We start from the raw sequence: 26,999 nt of genomic DNA on the forward strand, positions 1-26,999 counted from the left end.
CAACGCGTTTTGGAAAACCTCTCCGGACATATCGATGTCGTCCTGGAAACCGCGTCCTTCGCGATTGAGCTCGTCTCGGCGCTCATCCTCGTGATCGGCGCCCTCGTTTTCATATTGACGGTCGGGCGGGGGATCGCCGCCCCCGGCATCACCGTCTCGACAGCGCTCAAGCGCGGCCGTCTGAAGCTTGGCACCTATATCCTCGCTGCGCTCGAATTCCTCATTGTCGCCGACATCCTGTTCACCATCGTCCACCGGACCCTGGACGATGTCATCGTGCTGGCGATCGTGGCGGGTGTGCGGACGGTGGTGAGCTATTTCCTCGGCAAGGAAATCGAGGCGCTTAGCCAGGAAGACAGCGAAGCCATCGGCCTTTCAAAAAGTACAAGCCGCGACGCCGTTTAAGGACCAGCGAGCCGCGTCTGGTCCGGCCGGGACGGGCGCGCATTGACCTTCTCACTCCAGCCAAGCGCGCGATAGGCGCGGATGGCGCCTTCATTCTGAAGATCGACATCGAGCTGTAGGGGCGAGCGGGCAAGGTCGCGCGCAACTTCCAACAGACCGCCGCCCACGCCGCAGAGGCGCCAGTCACGATCAACAAACAAGTGCGGAACATAGGCATTCGCTGTCTCGAGCGTCAGAAACCCGATCAATCCAGCCGTCTTTTCTTCGGCAACAAGGCATGGCCCGGTACGGATGCACTGGCGCAATCTGACCGTCTCGTCCGCCTTGTTTCCGCGCCAGGGAAAATCAACGAGACAATCGAGAAAAAGCGACTCCAGTGACACATGGTCATCGCGCCGATAAGGGCGGATCTGCCAACCGGCTGCGGGGTGGGTCATCAGGGCCATTGACGCAAAGCTACGCAAAAACATCCGTTTGCGGAAGAAGCGAAATGTCATCTGCTCCATAAATTTTGGAAAGCCGCAGGATTGGCGCCTTTTCAGGGCCGATTGAGGCCGAAATAATCACGTCAACTGCCGAGCCTGGCCTGGTCTGCCGAGAGGGACATCCAGCATGGAATACACAGCTCTCCTGATCACGGTGATGGCGTGAAGGCCGAGGCGATCAGACGCCTTACGTCGCCTGAAAAACCGGACTAGTCGGCCGTTTCCGCCAACGTCTCTTGCGCCATTTCAATATAGGGCACCGGATCGACCAGCTCGAATCCGGTTGTCCGCTCGACCATTTCGGTGAGCCAGGCGCGGTGGCCTGATCCATAGACGACGAGCACCCGGTCCCCCGGCTTGGTCACTTGGACGAGCTTGTTGAAAATCTTCGCATTGCGCATGAACCAGTAGGCCGCAAGCTCGGCACCCGGCTGGGTCTCGCCTTCGCCCATCTTGATCATGTCCCAGTAAACGGTGTCGAGCGTTTCATCGCCATTGTGCAGCATCAGCACGTCAGGGATCGTGCCCGTCGTTTCGGCCTGCTGGAATTTCTTCATCAGCGCTGACATGTCGGTCACCTCAGCCAGCTCGGCCTGTCGACCGGTTTCCTCGGCGAACTCGCTTAGCTTGCCATAGGGAAAATAGTCCGGCTCATCGCCTTCGGGTTGCTCGTCGATGCCGTACACCCGATCAACGCCTGCCAGCATCGCGACGCGGTAGCCGATCTGCGCGATCTCATTGCGGTTTTCAGCAAGATCAGCCGGCGTAAAATCATCAAACCTCGTGTCGAGATAAGGCGGCTCGGCCTGCGCTTCGGTCGCGACGACAGTTGGCTTGAAGCTCGCCAGGGCCTTGCCCAGCGCATCGAGCTCTGCCTGGCGCCGAGGGACCAGAACATCTCCAACCTCGATATTGTTGAGATCATGGCCCGGATTAGCGAAGTGATAGACGCCCAGCACCATGACCTCTACCGGCCGCTCATCGGCAGGCTCGGTCTGCGCAAATGCCCCTGCGACCAATGCAAAGGCGGACAGGGCGACAACCAGAAAACGAACCATCATCTAAACCTCCCAAGTGTGGGCGTTCAGACTAGGACATCGCTACTGGCTGCACCAGCCATGTCAGACCTGATTTCGACCAGCTCCTGCCCCTGCCTTGGCGGCGCGCTTTCGCACATTTAGCCCGGTCGTGCGGCTGGAACTGTCGAACCAAAGATTTATCGCAGTCCTCAGCAGTAAAATCTGCCGCAATTATCTATCAACCTGCCAACAGAGTTATTCTGAAACCGGAGCTAAGCGGGATCGTCATTCTGTTCATTATTTTCCAATTCAATGCCTGAGAGCGCCTCGTTTTGTTTGTTCTCACGAATTTGAATTTCTGCGTCCAACGACAGCTTCATGTTGCCAATGTCGTTTTGTAGACGTTGCATTTCGGCATCCATTCCGGCCATAGCACCTTTCAATTGCGCGAGTTCTCTCTCCAACTCCAAAATTTCTTTATTCTTTTTTTCAATATTGGTTTTTATGTCCTCAACGCCTTCACCTTCGGCAGGCGTTGCTTCAGCGCCCTCCAATTGCGGGTCATTCAACTTCTCTTTGAGGGCGCTGAGTTCATTTTGAAGCTCACCTAAATGAGCCTGTGCGTCTGTAACTTTTTGAGAAATTTTCTCTTTTTCAATTTTGAGGCTCTCCTTCGCGTCCGTTCGTTCTTTTATCATGGATGTATAAACGAGGATTTTTTGCTGACGAGAGTCGTGGTCTGAAGTTATCAGCATCTGTGACTGCAGCACGCCTACCTTTTTTAAGATTGACGCGACCTGGTCAATGCCTGGGTTCTGCCTGATATCTATGCTAACCGCGGCTTCTTCGAGCCCCGAAATTGTTGTGCATGCCGCATGATATCTCAGCGCATCGGTTATTGCTTCTTCGAGGCTGTACCTATCGATTGCTGTCACTTTGTCGTCAGAGGAAAGTTCAAAACGACGCGCTGAATCGGTTGAATTCCTTTGAGCGGCCTGAACAATCACCGGCGTTCCTCGGCGGGTCGAAATCTGCTCGCGCAATCTGTCTTGCCTGACGTCAATACCTTTGGATATTACGTCGAACGTTAAGCTATACAGGTATGACTGACTAAACTCGGCACCTATGCCGCTGGATATTCCACTCAAGCCCGCCATGGCCCGCACTGTTTCAACATCAGAGAATATAGTCGCTAAGCCGCCAAATATCGTGGCCACAGACCCGGAAAAAAAGTCGCTCGTGGATGACATGCTAGCTACATGATTTTTGTAAATCAGGCAGTACTGCTCGGACGCCGCAATTATTCTATCCTGAATACTATTGCGTCGATGTTCGAGGGATAGATACCCCATGCTGCGGACTTCGAGATAAGAATAGCAATTCGCGCCTGCCAGCAAAAGTTCGTAGCTCGTTTCAATCCTCTCGAATTGTTTGTCAGCGGAGTTTAACCTAGACGGCTCGCAAACAATTTTGGTTTTACCTATAACAGCCCGCGGATTGGTTCCGCCTGACACAGCTCCACCGACTAGATAGCTGACAGTTTTGCCGGTCTGGTCGTAAACCGGAATTCGTCTTGCCGGATTAACCAAAGCGATCAAATCTATAGAATCGAAGTTCTTACCATCAAGCAGCGGCCAAACGCCTGCCATGTTCGCTTTGAGATAATTGTCTTGATAATTTCGCGGCCCGTAAATTTCTTCCGATGTTTCACAGCCGACCAACGCCAGACCGCAAAGCCCAGCCACCACAAACTTGTTCATAATGCTTTCCCCCGAAACCCGGAAAGCAAATTCTATTACAAATTTACATCAGTCAAGCTGAAAGCGTTTCAACTAGCTCGTCGCACCGGCCTTAGCGGCGCGCTTGCGGACGTTCGGGTCAAGGTGGATCTTGCGCAGGCGGATGTTCTGCGGCGTCACTTCGACCAGTTCGTCGTCTGCAATATAGGCGAGCGAGCGCTCAAGCGTCATCTGAATTGGCGGAGTGAGGCGCACCGCTTCGTCGGTCCCGGAGGCGCGAACGTTGGTAAGCTTCTTGCCTTTCATGACGTTGACTTCGAGGTCGTTGTCACGGTTGTGCTCGCCGATGATCATGCCCTGATAGACCTTGTCGCCAGGGTGGATCATCATCGGGCCGCGATCTTCCAGATTCCAGAGCGCGAAAGCCACAGCCTCGCCCTGCTCCATCGAGATCAGAACGCCGGTATGACGGCCTTTGATCGCGCCTTTGTATGGCGCGTATTCAAGGAAGACGCGGTTCATGATGGCGGTGCCGCGCGTATCGGAGAGAAGCTCACCCTGATAGCCGATCAGGCCGCGCGTTGGCGCATGGAAGACAAGCCGGGTGCGGCCTGCACCGGATGGCTTCATCTCGGTCATGTCGGCTTTGCGCTCATTCAGCTTCTGCACGATGATACCGGTATGGTCATCATCCACGTCGATGACGACTTCCTCGATCGGCTCAAGCTTTTCGCCGGTGTCCGGGTCTTCCTTCAGGACGACTTGCGGACGCATTACGCCAAGCTCAAAGCCTTCGCGGCGCATCGTCTCGATCAGAACGGCGAGTTGGAGTTCGCCCCGTCCGGAAACGGTAAAGGCTTCGGCCTCGGTTGAGCGCTCAACTTTCAGCGCCACATTGCCTTCGGCTTCTTTCACCAGACGGTCCCAGATGAGACGCGAGGTGACTTTCTTGCCTTCGGTGCCGGCCAGCGGGCTGTCATTGACGCGGAAGGTCATCGACAGGGTTGGCGGGTCGATTGGCTGGGCTTCGATAGGCTCAGTGATGGACGGGTCGACAAATGTGTCGGCCACGTTTGCCTTGGTGAGGCCCGAGACAGAAACGATGTCGCCAGCAACACCTTCTTCAATCGGCTCACGCGAGAGACCACGGAACGCCAGCACCTTGGAAACGCGCCCCTGCTCAACCAGCTCACCATCGCGCGACAGGACTTTCACCGTCTGGTTCGGCTTGATCGAGCCGGACGTCACGCGGCCGGTGAGAATACGGCCAAGGAAGTTGTCAGCCGAAATCGTGGTCGCCAGCATCCGGAACGGGCCTTCTTCGACCGCTGGTTCCGGCACATGTTTCACAACCATGTCGAACAGCGCATCCATGCTGTCGGTTTGATCTTCGGGATCGGTCGACATCCAGCCATTCTTGGCTGAGCCGTAAAGGATCGGGAAATCGAGCTGGTCGTCGTCTGCGCCAAGGTCAGCGAAGAGGTCGAACACTTCGTTGATGACATAGTCAGGACGCGAGTCCGACTTGTCGATCTTGTTGACGCAGACAATCGGACGAAGGCCGACTTTCAGCGCTTTCGACACAACGAATTTGGTCTGCGGCATCGGGCCTTCAGCCGCATCGACGAGCACGATCGCACCATCGACCATCTGCAGGATACGCTCCACCTCGCCGCCAAAGTCGGCGTGGCCGGGCGTGTCGACGATGTTGATGCGGGTGTCACCCCAGACGACGGACGTGGTTTTCGCGAGGATGGTGATCCCGCGCTCACGCTCCAGGTCATTGGAGTCCATCATGCGGTCTTCGGTGGCTTCATTCTCGCGGAACGTGCCAGATTGTTTGAGCAGGCAATCGACGAGGGTCGTCTTGCCATGGTCAACGTGGGCGATGATCGCGATGTTGCGAAGCGCGGTGGGCTCAGTCATGGGAGGGGATGCTTTCGGCAAAGGCGTTGTTTGGGCGCGCTTTACACGCCTATGCCCCCTTTGGCTATGGCCAAGCCTCAGCGCAGGGCCAGAGGCGCCTCACTGACGCGGGCCTGACTGGCTCTGCTTGATCTTGTACCCCCAGCTTGTGAATTCCTTCGGGCCGTCCACCTCATCGTCCGGATTGGGAGGGAAATTGCACTGGTAGTTGGTTGCGCTTGTGAACTCACCCTCCCGCTGACCATAGGCAGCCATCAGATTACGATAGGAGCAGGTGTCATGCAGACGACCGAACAGGTATTTGCGCGTTGGCTGCAGCTCCGGACCTGAACAGCTCCCCCCAAAATCCTGCGGTTTACCGGTGGCGATCTGATTGGATGGCCCGGCAGAACGGGAGTGATCATTCGCCCAGCGCGCCGACTGGCAGCGATTGAGCGGGTCTTCAAAACAGGCAACTTCCTTGACCCGGCTTGCCGCCGTGCGGACGGGCTTGTCGGCAAGTTCCCGCAGGAAGGGGCGTGGATCATACCCGCCCGGTTTGGGCACATAACCGACAACGACCTGACCGAAATGCTCGGCATCCACCCAGCTTGTCCCAACGCGCATACCGCTTGGATTGCCGGGGACAGGATCGATGAAGCGGGGGCAGTCCTTTCCGGGATTTGCCGCATTTTCGACGGCCGGTGAGCCGTAGACGAACCGCGTCGTGCGCTGCTTCACCCCGGCCGGCAGCCGGTTCACGCAGCTTTTGGCGAGCGCGCGCGGCGCCCCCTCATTCACCATCCACACCTTGCCGGCATTGATCAGTGTCTTGAGACGACCGCTCGGCAGATCACGCGCCTGATTGATATACATGTCAGCCATCGCGACGCTGGCGGTCGCCCCGCCAAGAGACATGCCCGCGATCACAACCCCATCCTGGCAATGACCGGCATCGGTCGCGTCCGACAGGAATTTTAGAACCCCGTGCTGTGTCTCCAGATAATTATCGTGATAGCCTTCCTTGACTGTGCAAGTGCCACCGGAACGATCGAGGTCAGACGACTGCATCTTGGTGGCGATCTCACCTTCACCGAACACACCGAAAGCATCGCCCGTCACGCCGAAACGCGTCAGGAAGCCCCTCTTCGCAAAATACTTCACGTCCTGATCGGTGCCGCGGTATGAGACGACGCAATAGCTCTTGTCGCGTCCGCTATGTGTCTGCTCATAGACGCCCATCACGACATCGGCCGGGTATTTTACGCTCGAGCGCTCGTCGAAGACATCACCGAATGATATTGCCATCCGCAGGGGGCTCGCCCGGAGGGAGCCTGAGCCGCCAACAATATTCTTCGTGAAGTTCTTGTCCTGATGCACATAGGCGCGAAAGCTCGATGGCGTGATCAGATACGGAAAGCGCGTGTGATGGATGATGACGCCAATATCTCGCCACGGGATCGTCATGCCCGTATTCGTGCTCCAGCTAGCCTGTTCCGCAGCGACAATGGCCGCTTCCTCTGCACGCCTCTTTGCTTCCCTGGCGCGCTGTTCTTCAAATGCTCTCTCGGCCGCAATGTCTGTCAGCCTTGCCCAGTTGTGGTAGCGCGTTTCAAGTTCTGTCAGGGAGTCGCGGCTTTCGCCCGGTTTGAAATTTAGAATGGGCGGTGCTACGCCAGTGTCGAATGTGCCCTCCCAGGCCACACCACGCTTCAGCCAGACATCCGGCAAACCATTGGCAAGCCAGTTCCAGCGTCCATTGATATCGTCGCCTTCCGACTGCCAGAACTCTATGAACCCCTTGCCGCCATCCTTTCGTACGAATACGCCGCGCAGCGTGCGGTCGCACGGACGGGCAATCTTCGCCTTGATGACGCCGACATTTGCATAGTCGCCATAAACGGTCGTGCCATCCTCAATCAGGCGCAACTGTCCGTAGGTCGTGTTCCATGTCCCAGTCCAGATCGGTCGGCATTCCTGCGCTGTGGCGACCCCCGCCAGTCCCGCAACAGCCAGAGCGGCCAATGCGCCGCGATACAATTTCCTGAAAGGCGTCATCCTCTGCGTCCCCCAATTTGTCCCTGCGCAGATATTCCTTTTTCGACCGCCGCTTGTCCAGCTCATCGGCCCTTCACTGGAACCTTGTCGCGTCCCCAGAGGTTGCCTTCCTAGAGAACAGGGGACTGCATGAGCTATATTCACGACCATCTACACAAGGGCGAACAGGTTCTTGCCTGGGGCAAGTTCCACTGGCTCTGGCATGCGCGCGCCTGGGCCGCCTTGATCCTGCTTGGCTGGCTCATCGTCGGTCTGGTCTACTTTATCTATGAAATGATCCGGAAGAAGACGACCGAGTTCGCCGTCACCAACAGGGCGATCGTCATGAAGACCGGCTTCATCGCGACCCATGTCGACCAGCTGTCCCTGGAAGCGATTGAAAGCGCCAATCTCAATCAGGGCATCTTCGGACGTATTTTCAATTTCGGCGATCTCGATATCGAAGGGCGCGGCGAAGGCGAAGTGGAATTCCCGACCATGGCGCACCCGGCGGCGTTTCTAAGCGCCATTAATGAGGCGCGGATGCAGAATGACCGCGCCTCCGTGGATCGCCTTGCCGATGACCTGGCTGAAAAGGAGGTGCACACATGAGCCCGCACACATCCCGCCGACAAAACCGCAAGCCCCGCACGCGCCAATCGCTCGCAGCGGCCCTGATTAAAACAGGTTCACGTCGGAACGGTGCGACGGTGCAGCCGTTGATGAAGGGAATGGCGCGCAGAATCGCGCTTGCCATAATTGAAAAGAAATTCAGGAGAATTCGATGACCAAGAGAGCAGAAGGAAAAACAGTTGCTATCCTCGCCACAGATGGCTTTGAGGAAGTGGAACTGACCTCTCCCAAGGAAGCCCTTGAGAACGCCGGTGCGAAGACCGTTATTGTGTCGCTGAAGCATGGCGAGATCGAAGCGAACCAGCACCGCAAGCACGGCATCAAGGTTGCCGTCGACAAAACGCTTGATGAAGTGAAGGCAGACGATTTCGACGCCATCCTCATCCCGGGCGGCCTGTTCAACCCGGACGCCCTGCGCACAGAGCAGAAGGCCCTCGATTTCACGTCCGCCTTCTTCGAGCAGAAGAAACCGGTCTTCTCGATCTGCCACGGCCCGCAGGTGCTGATCTCAGCGAACCTTGTGAATGGCCGCAAAGTCACTGGCTTCAAGTCGATCCAGCAGGATCTGAAGAATGCAGGCGGTATTGTGAGCGACGAGAAGGTCGTTGTTGATGAAGGACTGGTGACCTCACGCAACCCGGACGATCTTGGTGCGTTCAATGACAAGATTGTCGAAGAACTCTGCGAAGGCAGACATGAAGGACAAAGAAAATCGGTCGCAGCGTAGTCTCATCCCCTCGCTAATTCGACCGATCAGGCGCCCCTCAGAATGAGGGGCGCTTTTTTTTTGCGCGCCATAAAGGTGGCCCGATAATTAGCTTGACCGCTAATTTCGATTTATGCTAATTAGCATTTATGACAAATAACGTGTTCAGCGCATTGGGACACCCTTTAAGGCGCAGCGTGATGACGCTGCTTCGCAAGGGCCCGCGGACATCCGGTGAATTAGCAGAGGCGTTCGATGCCAGCTGGCCCACTGTCAGCCGACACCTCGCCGTTCTGAAGGATGCCGACCTCATCACAGCTGAACGCAGCGGGACGAGCATCATCTACCGCGCAAATACAAGCGTCCTTGAGGACGCCGCCGCCGCCCTGCTGGCGCTTGTCGGCAAAGACAATGGCGATGATGACATCAAGGAGGCTGCAGAATGATCAAGACCGGACTCATATGGACCGCAGGCGCCATCGCCGTCATGGCGGGCATACTTTTCTGGGCCTGGGGCGCTGTGCCAGATGGTCAGCCAATCCCGGTTCACTGGAATGCCAGCGGAGAGGCTGACAGCTTCAAGCCTCGCAGTGAAGCTTTGATCTATCTTCTCATTCTGCCGGCCTCGGCCCTCTTCACCAGCCTGCTTATGGCGCTCGCCCCCAGCCTTGATCCGTTCAAGGACAATCTACGCAAGAGCGCCAAGGCCTATGTCGCCATATGGGCCGGCATTCTGCTCCTGATGACGTTTTTGACGGGTGGCATTGCCTATATGATGGTGCGCGGCGCGCAGGACGGTGAAACCTCAAATGACTTTATCCGCTTCGTGCTAGCGGCGTGCGGCATCCTCTTCATCGTCATCGGCAACTATCTCCCCAAGACGCGCAAGACTTTCTTCATCGGCATCCGCACCCCCTGGACGCTGACCAGCGACTATACCTGGGAGAAGACGCACCGCCTCGTCGGACCGCTCTACATCCTTGCTGGCCTCATCGGCATCATCGCGGCCTTCACCATGAGCGGGATTGCGCTGGTCATCACCTTTGTCGGCGCGGTCCTCTCGGTATCCCTCTTCGGTGTCATCTATTCCTGGTGGGTCTGGCGGCACGCAAATGACCGTAATGAAGGAAGCGACTATATCGTCTGATCGCGCGATCATGGCTGGACAGACAGCGGTTGATTATGCAGGTCAGTCAAATGCGGATCGTTTTCCTTTTCCTTGCAGCCGTCTCTCTGGTAACGGCCTGCGGACCGATGCCAGGCGATGCGGGCAAAGCGACCTTGCGGCAGGTGATGGCAGACACGATTGAGCCGCAGTCGGCGCTCGTTCAGGACATGACGTTTGAGCTTTACGACGATAATGGCGAGCTGGATCCCCGCCGCCTCTCCACCTCCCATTGGGATGTGATCGAGCAAGCCGGAAAAGACCTGGAGAAGGCCGGCCGCGCCCTCGCCCGCGCCGAGACCCACAAGGTCACCGCCGAAGGTGTCGCCCTGCAGGGGGCCGATGCCGAAGGCGCCGCAACGCCGGAAGAGATCGCCGCATGGATTGAGGCAGACCATGATGGCTTCGCCGCCGAAGCCCGCAAACTTGCCGGCGCCGCGCAGAACATCGTCGTTGCCGCGCAACTTCGCGACGCGATCGAACTCGACGCCGCCGCTCTCTCCCTCGGCGACACCTGCTCCAGCTGCCACAACCAGTTCTGGTATCGGCAAAGCGAGTAGCGCTGCCATATTCTTGCTTTCAGCTCGCTGGGGCACCCTCTTCGTTTCTGGACCCGCCTGAACACCTGCGCCAGCAGCATCACGGTTGACAAATTGGCGTCAAACGCCATTTTGTTATCATGATAACTTATGGAGCTTTCTAATGCCCGCTTTCAACCTCTTCGCCGAGATCAGCCCTAAACCGGAGCACTTTGCCGAAGCTCGCGAGGCCGTCATGGCCATCGTCGAGCCGACGCGCGACGAACCGGGTTGCGTGTCTTTCACCTTGCTAGACAACGAGGATGAGAGCCGCCTCTATCTCTTTGAGGAGTGGCGCGATGAAGCCGATCTCGAGGCCCATTATGCCAAGCCCTACACGGCGGCCGTTTTCAAAAAATACGAAAACTGGCTTCAGCACTCGCCCGTGATCACCAAGATGCAAAAGCGTGCCTGAGGCCTCATGTTCTTCCTGAAAGACCTTCCGACCCGCGACATGATCGAACGCTACGCCGCAACGCATGCTGCGGGCCGCGCGGGCGACATTCAGCGCACGCTAAACCTGATGGGCGCGGTCAGCCGCCTCATCCGGACACTCGATGCCTTCTTTGCCGCGCATGATTTCTCGCAGCTGAAATTCATGATCCTGATGGTGATTGACCGGGAGCTTGAGACAGACTCCCTGACGTTTTCCCAAATCGCATCGAAGATAGACGTGTCGCGGCCCGTGCTCTCGCGAACGGTGGCATCGCTGCTTGATGCAGGCTTTCTGTTAGAGCAGGCCGACAAGCAAGATGGCCGAGTGCGCCATCTTTCGATAAGCCCCGATGGCCGATCAAAACTCGAAACGCTCTGGCCGGAATACTTCACGCTCCTTACAGACCGCGCCGCCAAGGAAGGCCTTGCATGAAAGCCCGCCTGTTCCACCTCTTTGTCGTCTGGCTAACCGTCTATGTCGGGGTCACCGGATCCCTTCTGATCATCCATGAACTTATACCCGGCATACCGCTGGCCGTGCAGACTCTGGTGATTACAGCGATCCTTGTGCCGCTCATTCTGCTGGTCATCGGCCCGGCGGCTGCCCGACTGGCGGGGCGCACCTTCCCGCCCTGCACAAATGAAACCTCCGCCCATCAGGACTGACGGGCGGAGGCCTCGATAATCATTTTACGGCGCGTTACAGACGCGCCCTAATTGCCTTTGCGAGCCTGCACATCGGCTTCATTGGCGACGGCGCGGTCTTCTGAATCGAAGATAATCTCTTCGGACTCGCCCTTGCCATAGTCGCGCGATTTCTTGGCCAGCCGCGACATGGATTCCTGCATCGAGCCTGCACTCATCGCCATCGATTTTTGGCGCGAAACGCCAACCGCATCGGCGTCATCGAATTTGGCAAACTCCGCGCCGAGGAAGACAACTTCCCAGCCCTTTGCTTCAACCCGGTCAAGCGCGGCGCGCGCGCCCTCCTTGGTCATTTCACGCGAGGAGTTCTCCAGCCCGTCCGTCATGATGACGATCACGGCCTTTTCCGGCGCATCCTTCTCAGCGGTCGAGATAATCCGGCCGATGGCATCGAAAAGCGGCGTCATCCCGCGTGGGCTCACCTCGTCACTTGTCACCGTCTCCCAGTTGCCAGGCGTCACGCTCTTGCGCAGCACATCATATTTTAGACCATCCTGCGCATCGAATACCGCCAGCGTCACGGAGGTGTCTAGATCATCCTGCTCGCCCTCTTCCAGCTTGCCGATGTCGGCTGCGTACGCGTTTACAGATGTCAGCGCCTCGTCCCAGATGCCGGACATCGAACCGGTCCGGTCCAGCAAAATGTAGGAGTGGACCGCGTCATTGGCTGGCTGGATTTCTGGTGTGTCAGGCGCCGGCTTTGCCGCGCAGGCGCCAAATACGGCCGCCGTCGCCAGTGTCGAGAGGATCAGTGTCCGTTTCATCTCAAGTGTCTCCATTCATCCCTCGGCCCCACCCTGGAGCGCGATGGAGCAAGGCTGACGCCAAAATTGGGCGATGAGGGGGCAGGTTTTAGGTGAAAGGTCGGTCATCTTCGGGCAGTAGACGTTTTCTGCTGTCGCCGTATGATTTGCCGATGCTCATTCGTGCAGCACGACCTGATGATGGCCCACAGATTGCCGCGATCTCGCGAGAGGCGCGGGCCCACGGCATGCCATGGCTCGCAGTCGTTCACACCCCCGCAGAAGACGTGGACTTTTTCACCAATCGCGTGCTCGCCGAACAAACGGTCCTCGTCGCCGAACATGCAGGCGAGCGGGCCGGCTTTGCGGCGTGTCGCGGGTCTTGGCTGAACCATCTCTATGTTGCCCCGCGCCACTGGAGTTTCGGGATCGGCTCGGCGCTTATCGCAAGGGTCCAGGCCAGTCATGACCGGCTCGAACTCTGGGCCTTCCAGAGGAATGAAGGCGCGCGGCGCTTCTATCGTCGCCACGGCTTCCATGACACCGAATACACGGACGGAGACAACAATGAAGAGCGCGAGCCAGATGTCCGTATGGTCTGGCAAGCGTGAATTCTTTTAGTCCTGCGGAACGTTTTCTCCGGGCGGCGGTTCTTCTACTAGGATTATAAAAGGAGGGATCATCATGGATCCGGTTGGAATTCTAATCTGGCTTGTCATCGGTGCAGTTGCCGGTTGGCTCGCAGGACAAGTGATGCGCGGCGCAGGCTTTGGTCTGGTTGGCAACATTATTGTCGGCATTATCGGCGCCGTTCTCGGCGGCGTCATCTTCGGTGCCCTCGGCATCACCTTTGGCGGCATTCTCGGCAGCATTCTCGGCGCCTTCCTCGGCGCATGTATCCTGCTCTTCCTGATCAGTCTCGTTAAACGCGCCTGATCTGTCGAAGACAAAGACGAAATTCATGACGCCCCGGCCCAATGGCTGGGGCGTTTTTGTTTGATTTGGGCGTACGCTGTCACTTGCCCCGCCCGCGCACATGAATATGGTGCGCGCCGATAGCCACACCCCTCCCAGCGGAGCATATACATGTCCAAGAAGCCTGCGCCCAAGAAAGTCGTCCTTGCCTATTCCGGCGGCCTCGACACTTCGATCATCCTGAAATGGCTGCAGACCGAGTTCGGCGCCGAAGTCGTGACCTTCACAGCAGACCTTGGCCAGGGCGAGGAACTTGAGCCGGCCCGCAAGAAGGCGCTGGCCGCCGGGGTAAAGCCGGAAAACATCTTCATCGAGGATGTGCGCGAGGATTTCGTGCGCGACTATGTCTTCCCGATGTTCCGCGCCAATGCCGTCTATGAAGGCGTTTACCTGCTCGGCACCTCGATCGCCCGCCCGCTGATCGCCAAGCGCCAGATCGAGATTGCCGACATGGTCGGCGCCGACGCCGTCTGTCATGGCGCGACCGGCAAGGGCAATGACCAGGTCCGCTTCGAGCTTGGCTATTACGGCCTCAACCCGGACATCAAGGTGATCGCTCCGTGGCGCGACTGGGATTTCAAGTCCCGCACCGACCTTCTCGCCTTTGCCGAAACCCATGGCATCGAGATCACCAAGGACAAGCGCGGCGAAGCCCCCTTCTCGGTCGATGCGAACCTTCTCCACTCTTCTTCAGAGGGTAAGGTACTGGAAGACCCGGCCGAGCCAGCGCCGGAATTCGTCCACATGCGCACGATCAACCCGGAAGACGCGCCCGACGAGCCGGAAGTCATCACCATCGGTTTTGAGCGCGGCGATGCGATCTCCATCAATGGCGAGGAAATGAGCCCGGCGACCCTGCTGACCGCGCTCAATGCCTATGGCAAGAAGCACGGCATCGGCCGCCTGGACCTTCTGGAAAACCGTTTCGTCGGCATGAAGTCGCGCGGCATCTATGAGACGCCCGGCGGCACCATCCTGCTCGTCGCCCATCGCGGCATCGAACAAGCCACGCTCGACAAAGGTGCAGGCCACCTCAAAGACGAGCTGATGCCGAAATATGCTGAGCTCATCTATAATGGCTTCTGGTGGAGCCCGGAGCGCGAAATGCTGCAGGCCGCCATCGACCATTCCCAGCGCTGGGTGACCGGCGAAGTGACGATCAAGCTCTATAAGGGCCAGGCCTACCTCATCGGCCGCTCCAGCCCCTATTCGCTCTACTCAGAGAAAATCGTCACCTTCGAAGACGACCACGGCGCCTATGACCAGAAGGATGCGGAGGGCTTCATCAAGCTGAACGCGCTGCGCCTGAGGCTCCTGGCCGGGCGGGACCGGAAGGCTGGGCGGAATTAGCTTGGCTCCCGACATATCTGAGTTCTCATACGGATTCGCCTTAACCAACGAACTGGTAGATCGTTACGGCGATTTGCGCTTTGCACCCATCTTTCCGTCACTGCTTGAGGAGGGCAAACCAGGGGGCGGATACGATTTACAGATTGGCGGTCCAACCTTTCCGATATTTGTCCAATTCAAGCTCTCTCACAAAATGATGACGAGACGCGCGAAAGAAATATCAAGATACAAACTACCCATTATTCCGCCCTTCTTTCGGTTTTCAATAATGGATTCTCGGCACTCCAAGCAGCATGAAATGCTGCTTTCATTGGAGAATGCTGGGAATGAAGTGTTCTATGCCGCTCCACGCTTTCATACTCATGAAGAACTGAATGCAGCTTTCAACAAGAACTCGGTAAGTGCTGATTCAACTTTCGTGCGCCCCTCCACGATCGGACATCTAACGCCCGGATCGCACACGTGCGCGATTGATCATTCGACTATTCACATTTGCTCAGAACCATTCTCGGCAGAGGGGCTGAGCGTTCAAGATCTACGAAATTCCATAACCGGCAAACTGGACGAGAACTTGTTGCGGTTCGGTCCGGACCTCACCGAATTCCTGCTTGACCGATACCAGCGCGCTTCTGAACGAATCGAAGATTCCGAGAACAAAGCTTTAATGGCGTACGATCAGTATATTGAGACTTACATGTACGGTCGGTTTCAGACTACCGGTCAACCCGCGCGCCCGATTGGTCTCCGATACAGAGAACTAGTCAGCTCTCTTTCCGAAAAGGTATCCTTGGCGGAAGGAACATTCGAAAAGATTTCAAAGCTATCGGAATTCTCTACCAACATATTCGGAGCGCAACTTTTTGTCGTACAACGAAAATAGTATCCCTTAGCTCAATACAATCCCATAGCTCGTCTCGCAAAGCTCGGTTGAATATTGACACCCCCCAACGCCGCCTGCTATCTCCCGCGCCCATGTTCAATATGACGCTCTATTATTGTAGCTGCTCCTAGCAGACTGACGCGCCGGCCTTAGCCTGCGTGACCAGAGCCTTATTGTCTTAAAAACTCACAATCGATCGCTGACGCCTCATCCGGGCTGCTCGCTCCCAACCGCGCTGTAAACGCGGCCCCGTTCACCAAGACCGGGAGTGGCCACGGTGAGAGGTTTGATTCCTCGGCAGCCCACCAGGGGCGCCGCATCGCTTCGTGAGACCCGCACGGACATCACCCCATGCGATACCTACGTTTCGAAAGTCAGGTGCCCTATGAGGGCGCTTCCAGCCGTCTTGGCATCTTCCAGATTGCGTACCGTCTGCGCGACGCCGATGACACGCGCGTGCACGACGCCAATGAAATTGCCCGGCTGCTCCTATGGCTAAAAACCCACCTTCATGCCCCCGAAGAGCTGAGCCTTGACGCCAATAAGCGCGCGATATGCTGGTTCAAGTCCGCCGCGCATGAGCCGATGAAGCGGATGTGGCATCTGAAGGCCATTGTCGAGGTCTATGGCTACTGGATCAGCGTCAAGAAAACGCGGGAGCCGGGCCTCATCATCTATGAGGATGGCTGGCAGGTCGCGGCGATCCCACGCACTCGTAGGCCCAATTAACCAGATCAGCGCCACCCTACGCAATCTCCCTTATTCCCAACGCCTCAGCGCCGCCGCATCCTTTTGGTCACCACAGGCTTGGGTGGAGGGAAATGCATATGGGACACCTCACTGTTGATCCGCTTGCCATTGCGGCGCTGGTCGGATTCGGATCGCTGGTGCTGATTTGTGTGGGCATCACTGTCTGGTTCGTGCGCCAGTCAATGAAGAAGCCGGGCGAACTTTAGGGCCGCGCCAGACAAACCAGAATCCCTGTCGACAGCGGCCCCGACGCGGGCGCATAGTGGCGTTTTCACCGACAGGAGACGCCCATATGCCCGTCACACGCCTTGCTCTCTCGTTTGCGCTCGCACTTGGCAGCGTCGCCCTGCCCGCCTTTGCCACGCCAGCGAGCCATGATGTGTTCGGCACGTTCTACATCGAAAAAGGCACGTCCCGCATTACCATCGCAGATTGCGGCGATGGCACCCCGTGCGGCACGGTCAGCTGGATTAACCCGGACACGATGTCGCCCGGCCTGACGCCGGAAACGGCGCGCACCAAGGCGGGCGATCCGGTGATCGGCCTCCTCATGCTGCAGGGCTTCGAAAAGAAGAAGAATGACTGGCGCGGCGGCACGATCTATGACCCGGAAAACGACAAGAGCTATGCCTCGCGCATCAAACGTCTGCCCGATGGAAACCTTGAACTGAAAGGTTGCATCGGTCCGATCTGCCAGACCCAGATCTGGCCGGAGTTTGCCGAGGACTAGGCGCGTCCATCACGGTTGACGCCCACGCGAAACCGCCCCACTCTCGCGCATGCCCATTCGCCCCTATCGCCCGTCAGATCTGCCTGCCCTCTTTGCCATCAACCAGGCCTCGACGCCGGGTGTCGGCCATGAGGAGAGCGCAGACGGCCTTAAGCGCTGGATCGATATCTCGACCTGCCTAGTCGCCGCCGATGAGAACGACACGCCGCTCGGCTTCATCACTCTGCTTGAACCGCACACCAAGGCGTATGCCAGCGACAATCTGCGCTGGATGGAGGACTGGATGGCGCGCGAGGAGACCGACATGATCTATGTCGACCGGATCGCACTCGCCGAAGCGGCCCGGGGGCAACGCCTCGGTCAGGCGCTTTATGCCGCCGCGTTTGAGCATGCGCGCGGGCGCAAGCACATCACTTGTGAAGTGAATACCGATCCGGACAATCCCGGCTCTCACCGCTTCCACCAGCGGCTCGGTTTCGTCGAAGTTGGCCGGAAACGCTACAAACCCGACTATGAAGTTGCCTATTATGCGCGGCCGGTTGCCGATTGATTGCGGGACGCCGTTGTAATTCCTGCCCATCCTTCGACAAGCTCAGGATGAGGTGGTGCTTGGTAGCAGGCCGAGCGTGAAGCTCAACGCACCCTCATCCTGAGCCTGTCGAAGGGTGAAGCCCCAAATGCGCCCCTTCTCCTCGCTCCACAATGGCGGATTTGTACAATCCCTGCGGGCCGCGTCCGCCTAGTTTTCAGATCTGATCTTCACACTGAAACGAGCGCGCATGTTCCGAACCTTCCGCTTTGCTATCGCGGCAGCTGCCGTTTTAGCGACAGCCGCCCCGGCACTCGCCGAGGGCGACACCGCCGCGCCAGCGCCCTGCCCGGAAGACGCCGAGCAAAAGCTCTATGAGTGGATTTATTTCCTCCGCCGCGATCAGGCCGAGCTCCCGAAAGCCTATGCGGTTGCTAAATCCGTCGAAGCTCGATGCTCAGATCGGCCAGAAGCGCTTGGCCTCGCTGCCCTCATTTATGCGCAACTCTTCAGCCCGGAAGGCAATGAGGAAACCCGGCACGCCTTGCTCGATGGAATCTGGCGTCTTCAACAGGCGCAAGACAAAGTCTGGGACCCGGAGACCAATCCTCCCATCATGGTTCACTTCCCCGGCAATGAGCTGGAGACCACCAAGCTCGCTACACGCAGCAATCTCGATTCCATCTTTCGTAATACGATCATCCCAGGGCTGATGCGGCTGCATGTCGAGGGCGCAGACGTGCCGATCTATGATGTGTCAAAGCATCTAGAGAGCTGTCCATGGCCGATCAAGAAGGCGGATAAAAGCCGGGCCCGCGATGAGGCATGGGGGCTCTTCAACGCCGTCCACGCAGATCGCTCAAAGGTCGATGTTGAGGCCGGCGCGCACCGCTTGCGTGAACTCAGCCGCGTCTGCCCGGATCAGTCAGCCGATGTTACGAAATTGCTGGCGCAGTACCTTGCTGCCGCCTCAAGGCTCGCCGCCGAAGACGGAGAGCAAGACAAGGCGAGGCAGTATGCCAAAGACGCGATCGACGCGGGATTTCATCTGCTCAATGACATTCCGGGCACCGTCGGAGGGATCGCCTATCTGAAAGGCCAGACCGAGCAGATGATCAAGGAATTGCGGGCCACTTATCCCGACCTTTAGGTCAAGCAGCCACTGGCATCGCTGCGCCGGTATCGATCGCCTTGAAAACAGATTGCATCGGCGCGCTCGCCTTTTGCGTGTCGAGTTTCGACAGCGTGGCCTCAAGCTCGATATTGTAATGGATCGACGTGCCGCCGGTCGCCCCGCTCACAGCGCCAATCGACTTCATGAGCGCGCGTCCGGGCTTATTTTCGTAAAGCACATCAGCGGTCAAACGCGTGATCCCGACTTGCCGGGCCTCGGACGCCAGAAGCGCGATCAATAGACGTGAGATGCCCCTTGAATGCCACGGGTCAATGAGGCCGATCGCAAAATCGGCGGTTGGCGATTTGGGGTCGTCACGCATCGCATGTACAGCGCCGATAACCTGATGGTCAGGCGCGCTTTCATCAATCGCCACCCAGGCCACATGAAGGATGCCATCCGCATCAGCGAGACGGTGGATCACATGTTCGGGCACATGCGGCGCACCACTGAAAAAGCGCATATAGCGGGTCTGCGGCGAGAAGCTTTCAATTGCTTCACGCAAGGCTGGCTCGTCTGTCGGGACCAGTCGGCGCAGGAGGATGGGCGTGCCATCCGCTGCGCGAAGTCGAATCTCTGAAACCATTATGCTGCACCTGCTCATTTTTATGCTGCATATGCGAAATGGGGTTTTTACCAGGTTAAGGCAATGGGCGAGGCGCAGCTTTTCCATGCATAGATGCATATCTGACACACCGAGCCAGTCTTGCGCTCCGAATGGCGAGAAAAACACCGCTACGACACCCGAGGCGGCCTCTACGACACCGTTACGACACCGTGTTTTTGGGGGAAACCGGGCTGTCTTTCACGTCGCTAATCCTCTCCGGCTCTGCTAGTCAGGCCCAATGACAGACACGCACACCTATACGGGCGACGAGCCGATGCGGCTCAATAAATGGATGGCGCAGCTCGGCCTTTGCTCGCGCCGTGAGGCGGAAACGCTGATCATGTCCGGCAGTGTAAAGGTGGATGGGGAGCCGGTTTCCGAACCGGGCCACAAGATATCACCCGGGCAAATCCTGTCACTCGCAGGCAAGGCCGCCAAGGCGCTGGACGATCAGCTGACCGTGGTCATTCACAAGCCCGTCGGCTTTGTTTCGGCCCAGCCGGAGCCGGAACAGACGCCCGCCATCCGTCTCGCGACGCGTGAAAATCTAATCGGTAGCGCGCCCAAACTGCCCGGTAGATCAACGAATTTCGCGCCGCTTGGGCGCCTGGACATGGATTCGCGCGGGCTGTTGCTCCTGTCCGAAGACGGGGTGCTGGCCAAGGCGATTATTGGCCCGTCGTCTGAGCTTGAGAAAGAATATATCGTCACCGTCAAAGGCCAGGTCACCCCGCAGGCGCTCGCGCAATTGCGGCATGGGCTCTCGCTGGATGGGCGGCGCCTGAAAGCTGCGGATGTCGAACAAATGTCCCCCGGACGCTTGCGCTTTGTCCTTCGCGAAGGCCGCAACCGTCAGATCCGGCGGATGTGCGAACTGGTCGGCCTCCTTGTGGTGGACCTCCTGCGCATCCGCATCGGCAGCCTGAAGCTGGGCGATCTGCCCGAGGGAAAATGGCGCGCCCTGTCATCGCAGGAACGCCAGGACCTCATTGAAAACGCACCCGTAATCTCGGCCTCGCCCCCAACCGAAAGCGGCGGAAAACCTGCGCGCAAGACCGTGAAAAAACCGACCGATCCAACAAAGTTCGGGCGGTCCAAACGGCGCAAGAGCAACCCGAAACCGATCTCAAAATACAAACCGCAGGATGGGCCCGGCAATGAGAAGTCCGAACGCCCAAAAAGCCCACGCAAGAGCGGTGACGGACGCCCCGGGCGATCAGGCAAACCTGGTGGCAGGCCGCCCTCACGCTCAAAACGTCCCGGCCGCGATTAGGCCTTCGGCTTGCGGCGGCGCCGCACCCATGGCCAGATTGCCCTGAGCCAGATGAACATCAGGATTCCCAACAGGATCAGCCATGGAAGGCCGATCGCAAACGCCGTGATGACGCTGCCCAAGGCCATGGAAAGATTGTAGAAAAAGTCGCCGAATGCCTCCCCCAGAGGGTTCCCGCGCGATGCGCTGAACGGCTCTCGCTTGGTCTCATAGCTGATATCGAGCGAAGACATCGCCACCCGCAGACGAAGCGCTTTCAGCTGGGCTTCGATGGATTCAATTTCGCCCGTGACTCGCGCCAGTTCACGTTCGATCTGGAGGAGGTCTCCAAGCGTACCGTCCCGGCGCTCCAGCAGGCCTTCGAGGCGCCCCTGCAGTATTTTCTGCGCGTCCAACCGGCTCGACGTATCGATGATTGACCGGGTGAGATCTTCCGCACTGGTCGAGCGGCTCGTGATGTCGCCACCCGCTGTCTCAGTGGCTTCGTCAACAGCGCCAAGAAAAGTCTCAATCCAGTCAGGCCTGGCGCGCAAAGACATGTTGCCGGAGACATAGTCTTCGTTCGAATTGTAGACATTGGAATTGATCACAATGCAGGTGTTCGTCCCGGCCTCCCGGCAAGCCTTCACATGCGCTTGCATCATCGCATCGACGCCGCCTTTAGGCAGACGTAGCCCCAGTGAATGGCTGTAGGCGATATATTGCTCGGCGCCCGGTTCAGCGTCCGGGCGGTCAGGACCCGCTATCGGCTCGCCATAGGACTCATCGGCAGCCATTTGGTCGGCGCCGCCATAGATGGTTGCCTCTTCCATGACCGGGGCTGCCGACGGCCGCCCGCGATCTGCAATAATTCCGCCACTATCAGGCCCGCCACATCCGGCCAGCAGCCCGAGCGCCAGCACCGTCGGCGCGATTAGTTTCTTAATGTGCATCATGCGTCCCCTTCTCCACAATCAGGTAACGCCATGTGAGCGACCGTTCACGGCAGAATTAGGGCAGCTTCAGGGCCTTGGGCCGAAACTCGTCTTGCCCGGCTCCATGCGGCGGCGCGCGTGATGGACGAAATCGACGAGCAGAGGGCGGGTCTCTCGCGGGTCGATAATCTCTTCAGCGAAGAAGGCCTCGGCGGTGCGGAACGGGTCCTCCATCGCCTCGAACTTCTTGTAGAGGCTGGCGAGCAGCGCTTCGCGATCATCCGTTTCGGAAAGCTCCTTGCGGAACGCCGCTTCAATACCGCCCGCCATGGGGAGCGAGCCCCAATTGCCTGACGGCCAGCAATAGCGCCACTTGGCTTTTGTCGGGTTCATCATCGCCGAGCCTGCGAGCCCAAACGCCTTGCGGATCACCACCGCGCAGACCGGCACCGTCGCCTGATAGACCGCCGCCATGGCGCGCACACCCTTGCGGGTCACACCGGCCGTCTCATGCTTCACGCCAACGGCGAAACCCGCGCAATCAACAAAGTGGACCACCGGCAAATGGAAGGTCGAGCAAAGGTCCATATGGCGGGTGACCTTGTCGCAAACGTCTGCCGTCCATGCCCCGTCGAGGAAGAAGGGGTTGCCCGCCATGATGCCAACCGGGTGACCATCAATGCGCGCAAGACCGGTAACGATACCCCGCCCCCACTGGCTGCCAATCTCGAAGAAACTGCCCTTATCGACCGTGCCTTCGATGATCTTCTGCGGCTTGTACGGTGTCTTTCCATCCTTCGGCACCAGAGACAGGAGGCTTTCCTCCTTGCGCTTCGGGTCGTCCGTGGGCGCCGTGATGAGCGGCAATTCGTGCACGGAGGATGGCAGATAGGAGAGGAAGCGCTTTGCGGCCTTGAAAGCATCCGCCTCGCTCTCAACGACATCGTCAACGGTGCCGTTTTTCGCCTGGATTTCCCAGCCGCCGAGCTCTTCCTTTGTGACGTCTTCTCCGATCGCAATTGCCACGGGCGGGCCAGCGACGAAGACCTGACTCAACTCTTTCACCATCACCGAATAATGGCTTGCGCCGACACGGCCCGCGCCGAGGCCGGCACATGGGCCGAGCGCCAAAGAGACGAAAGGCACCTCGCTCATGCCTTCGACGATCAGCTCCCAGCTTGGGGTTTCCGGGATGTAGGTTCGTGGGTCCTTCAGGAACATCTTGATAGAGCCACCGCCGCCTGTGCCATCAATCAGCTGGACCAGTGGCATCCGGTATTCGATTGCCTGTTTCAGCGCGATGACCGTCTTGCCGCGGATCGAGGCATCGGCTGCGCCGCCGCGCACGGTAAAATCATCCCCCAGAATGACGGCCGGGCGATCATCGAGCGTGGCGCGGCCAACGACCGAGTTGGACGCCATGAAGCTCGCCAACTGCTCGTCATCATCATAGGTCGCAACGCCAGCGATCTTGCCGATTTCGTGGAAGCTGCCGGGATCGACCAGGAAGGAAACTCGCTCCCTGACGGTGAGTTTGCCGCGCCCACGCTGGCGCGACACCGGCTCCTCGCCGCCCATCTTTTCCGCCATCCGTTCCCGGCGACGAAGCTCTTCAATCGATTTTTCCCAAGACATGGGTCCAGCTAGACCGGCAGACGTAGCGGAAGGTCAAGTCCATAATTTGGGAACCACTGGCACGGCGCTTGCTGACTGGGGAGGTATGAGGGGCACTGTTTCACTTCTTGCTGCCGCGCTGGCCTTTGCCGCTACGAGTGGCGTAGCGATGCGCGCGTCTGCGCAGCAGCCGCAGGCCGGGCTCGACTGCAAGGCCATGACTGGCACAGCCGAGATACTGGGGGCTCATGATAAGACATTCCTGATCTTCGGAGAGCTGCATGGCACACGGGAAGCCCCGGCCGCCTTTGGCGAGATCGCCTGCGAAGCAGCGCAGCAGGGCCCGATCGTCATCGGCATCGAGCAGACGGCAGGCCATACCCCATTGATGCAGGACTTCGTCGATAGCGAAGGCAACGATGATGACCGTCACCGCCTGCTTCGCCGTTTTTTCGACGGTTCGGATTGGGGGCTCTCCAGCCAGGCCTTTTTGGATCTCTTTGTGCGTCTGCAGAAATTGCGTGAAGCTGGCGCCGACATCCGCATGATCGGTTTCAAGAATGGCGAAAAAGGCGCTGACGGCAGCCAGGCGCCTTATGAGAAAAGCCTCGCCGAATCGCTGATGCAGGCATCGGCGGAGAATCCGGACGCGCGTGTACTGGTCCTCACCGGAAATTTGCACGCCCGCCGCGAGGCCTATGGCGCTATCGGCGATTCGCCGGGCTTCCTGCCAATGGCCATGCACCTGCCCGACGATGAGACGCTGACTTTCAACATCCAGCATCCGGGAGGTGAGGCCCACACCTGTCAGGCTGATGGCTGCGGACCGCACGCTGTTTCCGGTCGAGAGGTCGGGCTGAATGATGGGCTCTACCTGTTTGATACGCCGGGGACCTATCACGGGACCTGGAATGTCGGCCCTATTTCAGCTTCACCGCCCATCGGCAAGATGATGATCGTGCGCTGATTTTAGCGCGCCGGGCAGCTTGTCTGCGGCCGTTATCCTGTTTTCCCTTGCCTTGCCCCCCTTCACGCTGCTTTATCGCCAAAGTTCCAATTCGAGGAGGCGTTAATGGATCTCGCAACACTCACCCAAAAAGCCAACGAAGCCGTATCAGCCGGCGGAGACTTCACCAAGAAAGTCAAGTTTGACTTCGGCGATATCGGCAAGCTGTTCATCGACGGCGCAAACGGCAAAGCCGACAATTCCGACGCCGAAGCCGATGCGACGGTTAAAGTTGACTGGGATGATTTCCAGAAACTCGTGGCTGGCCAGCTGGATCCAACGATGGCCTTCATGCAAGGCAAACTGAAAGTGCTCGGCGACATGTCCGTCGCAATGCAGCTTCAGGGCCTGATGAAGAAATTCAGCTAGGCTGATCTGGCCGCATTAGACGGTCATGAAACGTTTGAGGGGCGCTGAGCTGTAAAGGCTGTCAGCGCCCCTTTTGTTTGCTAGGAATGGACATGGCCGAAACCAGTTTCGAAAAGCGTGAGACCTTTGTTCAGATCCCGGGTAATCCGGAGCCGGATGGCGCAGAGCTGATCTGGTTCAAGGGCATTGGTGGTCGCCAGCTGCGCGCCTGCGTGGCGCCTTCGACCGCTACGAAGCCGCGCGGAACGGCCATTATCTGCCCGGGGCGTACAGAATTCATCGAAAAGTACTTCGAGACTGCGCGCGACCTTCAGGCACGCGGGTTTGCCTTGGTGATCCTCGACTGGCCGGGGCAAGGGCTGTCAGACCGGCTGCTTGATGATCCGGCAAAGGGGCATATCGACCGGTTTGAGACCTTCATGGGCGCGCTCGCCAACGGGCTTGAAGCGTTAAACGATCGGTTGCCGCGACCCTATGTGTCGGTCGCGCATTCTATGGGCGGCGCGATTGCGCTTGCCACCATTGCGCAGAAACTGGTGCGTGTCGAAGCGGCCGCTTTCTCAGCGCCCATGTGGGGCCTGCCCATTAACGCGGCGGTCCGCTACCTCGTCTGGGCCATGCGCGTCATGGGCAAGTCTGGTGATTATGCCCGCCAGCCCGGACCGGCCGAGACGTTCGAGACAAACATTGTTACCCATGACGAAGCGCGCTGGCAGCTTCAACGTGACCTTGTCGATGCAGCGCCGGAGCTTGAACTTGGCCCGGTCACATGGGGCTGGCTTGGCGCGTCGATCAACATCCTCAACCAGACCCGTAAGCCTGCCCTGCTTCGCGACATCGATGTCCCGGTCTTCGTCGCCAGCGCCGAGCAGGAGCAGCTGGTCGACAATCGCGCGCACGCACGCACGGCCAAATACCTGCCCAACTGCGAACACATCACCATTGCAGGCGCGCGGCACGAAATCCTGATGGAGACGGATGAAATCCGGACCCAGTTCTGGGACGGTTTTGACCAGCTTCTGGTTCGCGCCTCGATTTAAAGCGCTGCTCTCCTCGCATCATGCCTTTGCAAGCGGCGGCATCGCGCTAGCTATTGAGGCAAAGGCGCAAGAGGGAGCCAAAACATGATTAAGGTCCATCATCTGGAGCATTCACGATCCCAGCGGATTCTGTGGCTGCTGGAAGAGCTCGGCATCGAATACGAGATCGTTCACTACAAGCGCGATCCAAAGACGATGCTGGCGCCAGATAGCTTGCGGGCCATTCACCCCCTCGGCAAATCGCCCGTGCTGGAAGAGAATGGCGTGATCGTCGCTGAGACGGGCGCGATCATTGACTACATCATTGAAACGCATGGTGGGGGACGGTTGAAGCCTGCCGCCGGCACGCCCGAAGCGCGCGCCTGGACCTACTGGATGCACTACGCTGAAGGCTCAGCGATGACGCCCCTGCTGATGAAGCTCGTCTTTCAGAGACTGCCGGAAAACGCTGGCATGCTGATGCGGCCGCTGGTCAAGGCTGTTGCCTCGAAGGCGCAGGCCGCTTTTGTCGACCCGCGCCTGAAAGAGCATATTGAGTATTGGGACAGCTCGCTGGCGCAAACTGGCTGGTTTGCGGGGGACACGTTCAGCGCCGCTGATATCATCATGAGCTTTCCGCTCGAGGCCGCTGTGAGCCGTGGCGGGGCTGGCGCGTATAAGACCATCACGGAGTTTCTGGCCCGCATCCACGCTCGCCCGGCCTATAAGACCGCCCTCAGCAAGGGCGGCCCTTACGCCTATGCGGATTAGCCTTCGTCGTCGGTCGCACGCGACTGAAGCTGGATGTAGTTCTGGATACCGATCCGCTCGATCAGGTCGAATTGGGTCTCGAGAAAATCGATATGCTCTTCCTCGCTATGGAGGATTTTACCGAACAGGTCGCGGCTTCCATAATCGCGCGCTTTTTCCGCCGCTTCGACAGCGTCTTTCAGCAAGGCAACAGCTTCGATCTCCATATTGAGATCTGACTTCAGCATCTCTTCAACGGATTCGCCGATGTTGAGCTTACCGAGATCCTGCAGATTTGGCAGGCCGCCCAGGAACAGAATGCGCTCGATCAGCCAGTCGGCATGTTCCATCTCTTCGATGGATTCCTTGTACTCGAACGCGCCGAGACGATTGACGCCCCAGTCGTTGAGCATCCGGCTGTGGAGAAAATACTGGTTGATCGCCGTCAGCTCATTTTTCAGCGCAGCGTTCAGAAATTCGATAATTTGAGGCTCGCCCTTCATG

Annotated in this window: 33 protein-coding genes; 23 read left to right on the plus strand and 10 right to left on the minus strand. The window is 58.3% G+C overall.

Features of this window, described 5'->3' with window-relative positions:
* Positions 1-9: 9 nt before the first annotated feature.
* Positions 10-405 (plus strand): DUF1622 domain-containing protein, encoded by a 396-nt coding sequence (locus B8783_RS11050; RefSeq protein WP_084420181.1) that lies wholly within the window; start codon positions 10-12, stop codon positions 403-405.
* On the opposite strand, the gene B8783_RS11055 is transcribed toward B8783_RS11050, so the two are convergent.
* The 5 genes from B8783_RS11055 to B8783_RS11075 form a co-directional block, all read right to left on the minus strand.
* The gene (locus tag B8783_RS11055) at positions 402-902 is read right to left on the minus strand and encodes a GNAT family N-acetyltransferase (RefSeq protein WP_169711780.1); all 501 of its coding nucleotides are present in this window, start codon (positions 900-902) and stop codon (positions 402-404) included. The genes B8783_RS11050 and B8783_RS11055 overlap by 4 nt on opposite strands.
* 197 nt (positions 903-1,099) lie before the next feature.
* Positions 1,100-1,951: a DUF5694 domain-containing protein gene (locus B8783_RS11060; protein ID WP_084420183.1), complete on the minus strand. Its 852-nt coding sequence runs from the start codon at positions 1,949-1,951 to the stop codon at positions 1,100-1,102.
* Between the two features lie 230 nt (positions 1,952-2,181).
* Entirely contained in the window at positions 2,182-3,669 is a 1,488-nt protein-coding gene (locus B8783_RS11065; RefSeq protein ID WP_084420184.1) for a hypothetical protein, read from the minus strand.
* A gap of 72 nt (positions 3,670-3,741) precedes the next feature.
* The gene (gene typA / locus B8783_RS11070; protein WP_084420185.1) at positions 3,742-5,574 is read right to left on the minus strand and encodes a translational GTPase TypA; all 1,833 of its coding nucleotides are present in this window, start codon (positions 5,572-5,574) and stop codon (positions 3,742-3,744) included.
* 99 nt (positions 5,575-5,673) lie between these two features.
* Positions 5,674-7,611: a lipase family protein gene (locus B8783_RS11075; protein ID WP_084420186.1), complete on the minus strand. Its 1,938-nt coding sequence runs from the start codon at positions 7,609-7,611 to the stop codon at positions 5,674-5,676.
* Between the two features lie 129 nt (positions 7,612-7,740).
* Here B8783_RS11075 and B8783_RS11080 point away from each other — a divergent pair, with 129 nt between their 5' ends.
* The 8 genes from B8783_RS11080 (at position 7,741) to B8783_RS11115 (ending at position 11,773) form a co-directional block, all read left to right on the plus strand.
* Complete coding sequence (locus tag B8783_RS11080) at positions 7,741-8,202, plus strand: PH domain-containing protein (RefSeq protein ID WP_084420187.1); 462 nt, start codon at positions 7,741-7,743, stop codon at positions 8,200-8,202.
* Positions 8,203-8,374: 172 nt separating this feature from the next.
* Positions 8,375-8,950 (plus strand): type 1 glutamine amidotransferase domain-containing protein, encoded by a 576-nt coding sequence (locus B8783_RS11085; protein WP_084420188.1) that lies wholly within the window; start codon positions 8,375-8,377, stop codon positions 8,948-8,950.
* A gap of 128 nt (positions 8,951-9,078) precedes the next feature.
* Complete coding sequence (locus B8783_RS11090) at positions 9,079-9,375, plus strand: metalloregulator ArsR/SmtB family transcription factor (RefSeq protein ID WP_084420189.1); 297 nt, start codon at positions 9,079-9,081, stop codon at positions 9,373-9,375.
* A complete protein-coding gene (locus B8783_RS11095; protein ID WP_084420190.1) occupies positions 9,372-10,076 on the plus strand; it encodes an SdpI family protein in 705 nt (234 codons plus the stop codon). Before B8783_RS11090 ends, B8783_RS11095 begins: the two co-directional genes overlap by 4 nt.
* 50 nt (positions 10,077-10,126) lie before the next feature.
* Entirely contained in the window at positions 10,127-10,654 is a 528-nt protein-coding gene (locus B8783_RS11100; protein ID WP_169711781.1) for a cytochrome c, read from the plus strand.
* Positions 10,655-10,796: 142 nt separating this feature from the next.
* The gene (locus B8783_RS11105; RefSeq protein WP_084420192.1) at positions 10,797-11,087 is read left to right on the plus strand and encodes a putative quinol monooxygenase; all 291 of its coding nucleotides are present in this window, start codon (positions 10,797-10,799) and stop codon (positions 11,085-11,087) included.
* Positions 11,088-11,093: 6 nt separating this feature from the next.
* Complete coding sequence (locus tag B8783_RS11110) at positions 11,094-11,540, plus strand: MarR family winged helix-turn-helix transcriptional regulator (protein ID WP_084420193.1); 447 nt, start codon at positions 11,094-11,096, stop codon at positions 11,538-11,540.
* Positions 11,537-11,773, plus strand: coding sequence for a hypothetical protein (locus tag B8783_RS11115; RefSeq protein ID WP_084420194.1), 237 nt, complete (start codon positions 11,537-11,539; stop codon positions 11,771-11,773). The genes B8783_RS11110 and B8783_RS11115 overlap by 4 nt, the downstream gene beginning before the upstream one ends.
* Before the next feature lie 47 nt (positions 11,774-11,820).
* Here the strand turns inward: B8783_RS11115 and B8783_RS11120 are convergent, their stop codons facing one another.
* Positions 11,821-12,576 carry a vWA domain-containing protein gene (locus tag B8783_RS11120; RefSeq protein WP_084422063.1) on the minus strand — a complete coding sequence of 252 codons (756 nt, stop codon included), beginning with the start codon at positions 12,574-12,576 and terminating at the stop codon, positions 11,821-11,823.
* A gap of 152 nt (positions 12,577-12,728) precedes the next feature.
* Here B8783_RS11120 and B8783_RS11125 point away from each other — a divergent pair, with 152 nt between their 5' ends.
* From B8783_RS11125 to B8783_RS11160, 9 genes are all read left to right on the plus strand, one after another.
* Positions 12,729-13,166: a GNAT family N-acetyltransferase gene (locus B8783_RS11125; RefSeq protein ID WP_084420195.1), complete on the plus strand. Its 438-nt coding sequence runs from the start codon at positions 12,729-12,731 to the stop codon at positions 13,164-13,166.
* A 73-nt stretch (positions 13,167-13,239) separates the two neighbouring features.
* A complete protein-coding gene (locus B8783_RS11130) occupies positions 13,240-13,491 on the plus strand; it encodes a GlsB/YeaQ/YmgE family stress response membrane protein (protein ID WP_084420196.1) in 252 nt (83 codons plus the stop codon).
* A gap of 150 nt (positions 13,492-13,641) precedes the next feature.
* Positions 13,642-14,880, plus strand: coding sequence for an argininosuccinate synthase (locus B8783_RS11135; RefSeq protein ID WP_084420197.1), 1,239 nt, complete (start codon positions 13,642-13,644; stop codon positions 14,878-14,880).
* Position 14,881: 1 nt separating this feature from the next.
* Positions 14,882-15,760 (plus strand): hypothetical protein, encoded by an 879-nt coding sequence (locus tag B8783_RS11140; RefSeq protein WP_084420198.1) that lies wholly within the window; start codon positions 14,882-14,884, stop codon positions 15,758-15,760.
* A gap of 351 nt (positions 15,761-16,111) precedes the next feature.
* Entirely contained in the window at positions 16,112-16,489 is a 378-nt protein-coding gene (locus tag B8783_RS11145) for a hypothetical protein (RefSeq protein ID WP_084420199.1), read from the plus strand.
* A 98-nt stretch (positions 16,490-16,587) separates the two neighbouring features.
* Complete coding sequence (locus tag B8783_RS18730; RefSeq protein WP_267889658.1) at positions 16,588-16,716, plus strand: hypothetical protein; 129 nt, start codon at positions 16,588-16,590, stop codon at positions 16,714-16,716.
* An 86-nt stretch (positions 16,717-16,802) separates the two neighbouring features.
* Positions 16,803-17,240 (plus strand): DUF2147 domain-containing protein, encoded by a 438-nt coding sequence (locus B8783_RS11150; protein WP_084420200.1) that lies wholly within the window; start codon positions 16,803-16,805, stop codon positions 17,238-17,240.
* A 49-nt stretch (positions 17,241-17,289) separates the two neighbouring features.
* On the plus strand, positions 17,290-17,790 hold the full coding sequence (locus B8783_RS11155; protein ID WP_084420201.1) for a GNAT family N-acetyltransferase: 501 nt from the start codon (positions 17,290-17,292) through the stop codon (positions 17,788-17,790).
* Positions 17,791-18,019: 229 nt separating this feature from the next.
* Positions 18,020-18,919 (plus strand): hypothetical protein, encoded by a 900-nt coding sequence (locus B8783_RS11160; protein ID WP_084420202.1) that lies wholly within the window; start codon positions 18,020-18,022, stop codon positions 18,917-18,919.
* Position 18,920: 1 nt separating this feature from the next.
* Here the strand turns inward: B8783_RS11160 and B8783_RS11165 are convergent, their stop codons facing one another.
* On the minus strand, positions 18,921-19,529 hold the full coding sequence (locus B8783_RS11165) for a GNAT family N-acetyltransferase (RefSeq protein ID WP_084420203.1): 609 nt from the start codon (positions 19,527-19,529) through the stop codon (positions 18,921-18,923).
* Positions 19,530-19,788: 259 nt separating this feature from the next.
* Between B8783_RS11165 and B8783_RS11170 the strand changes: the two genes are divergently transcribed.
* Positions 19,789-20,823 carry a pseudouridine synthase gene (locus tag B8783_RS11170; protein WP_084420204.1) on the plus strand — a complete coding sequence of 345 codons (1,035 nt, stop codon included), beginning with the start codon at positions 19,789-19,791 and terminating at the stop codon, positions 20,821-20,823.
* Here B8783_RS11170 and B8783_RS11175 read toward each other — a convergent pair.
* A complete protein-coding gene (locus B8783_RS11175) occupies positions 20,820-21,758 on the minus strand; it encodes a DUF4349 domain-containing protein (protein ID WP_233355758.1) in 939 nt (312 codons plus the stop codon). The two genes, B8783_RS11170 and B8783_RS11175, sit on opposite strands and share 4 nt — an antisense overlap.
* Before the next feature lie 66 nt (positions 21,759-21,824).
* Positions 21,825-23,372: an acyl-CoA carboxylase subunit beta gene (locus tag B8783_RS11180; RefSeq protein WP_084420205.1), complete on the minus strand. Its 1,548-nt coding sequence runs from the start codon at positions 23,370-23,372 to the stop codon at positions 21,825-21,827.
* A gap of 85 nt (positions 23,373-23,457) precedes the next feature.
* Between B8783_RS11180 and B8783_RS11185 the strand changes: the two genes are divergently transcribed.
* The 4 genes from B8783_RS11185 (at position 23,458) to B8783_RS11200 (ending at position 26,516) form a co-directional block, all read left to right on the plus strand.
* Positions 23,458-24,318: a hypothetical protein gene (locus B8783_RS11185; RefSeq protein WP_084420206.1), complete on the plus strand. Its 861-nt coding sequence runs from the start codon at positions 23,458-23,460 to the stop codon at positions 24,316-24,318.
* A 105-nt stretch (positions 24,319-24,423) separates the two neighbouring features.
* The gene (locus B8783_RS11190) at positions 24,424-24,726 is read left to right on the plus strand and encodes an SCP2 sterol-binding domain-containing protein (protein ID WP_084420207.1); all 303 of its coding nucleotides are present in this window, start codon (positions 24,424-24,426) and stop codon (positions 24,724-24,726) included.
* Positions 24,727-24,818: 92 nt separating this feature from the next.
* On the plus strand, positions 24,819-25,766 hold the full coding sequence (locus tag B8783_RS11195) for an alpha/beta fold hydrolase (protein ID WP_084422065.1): 948 nt from the start codon (positions 24,819-24,821) through the stop codon (positions 25,764-25,766).
* An 84-nt stretch (positions 25,767-25,850) separates the two neighbouring features.
* The gene (locus B8783_RS11200) at positions 25,851-26,516 is read left to right on the plus strand and encodes a glutathione S-transferase (protein ID WP_084420208.1); all 666 of its coding nucleotides are present in this window, start codon (positions 25,851-25,853) and stop codon (positions 26,514-26,516) included.
* Here B8783_RS11200 and bfr read toward each other — a convergent pair.
* Positions 26,513-26,998 (minus strand): bacterioferritin, encoded by a 486-nt coding sequence (bfr, locus tag B8783_RS11205; RefSeq protein ID WP_084420209.1) that lies wholly within the window; start codon positions 26,996-26,998, stop codon positions 26,513-26,515. The genes B8783_RS11200 and bfr overlap by 4 nt on opposite strands.
* Between the last annotated feature and the right edge of the window lies 1 nt (position 26,999).

This window comes from Henriciella litoralis, from assembly GCF_002088935.1.
Classification (GTDB): Bacteria; Pseudomonadota; Alphaproteobacteria; order Caulobacterales; family Hyphomonadaceae; genus Henriciella; species Henriciella litoralis.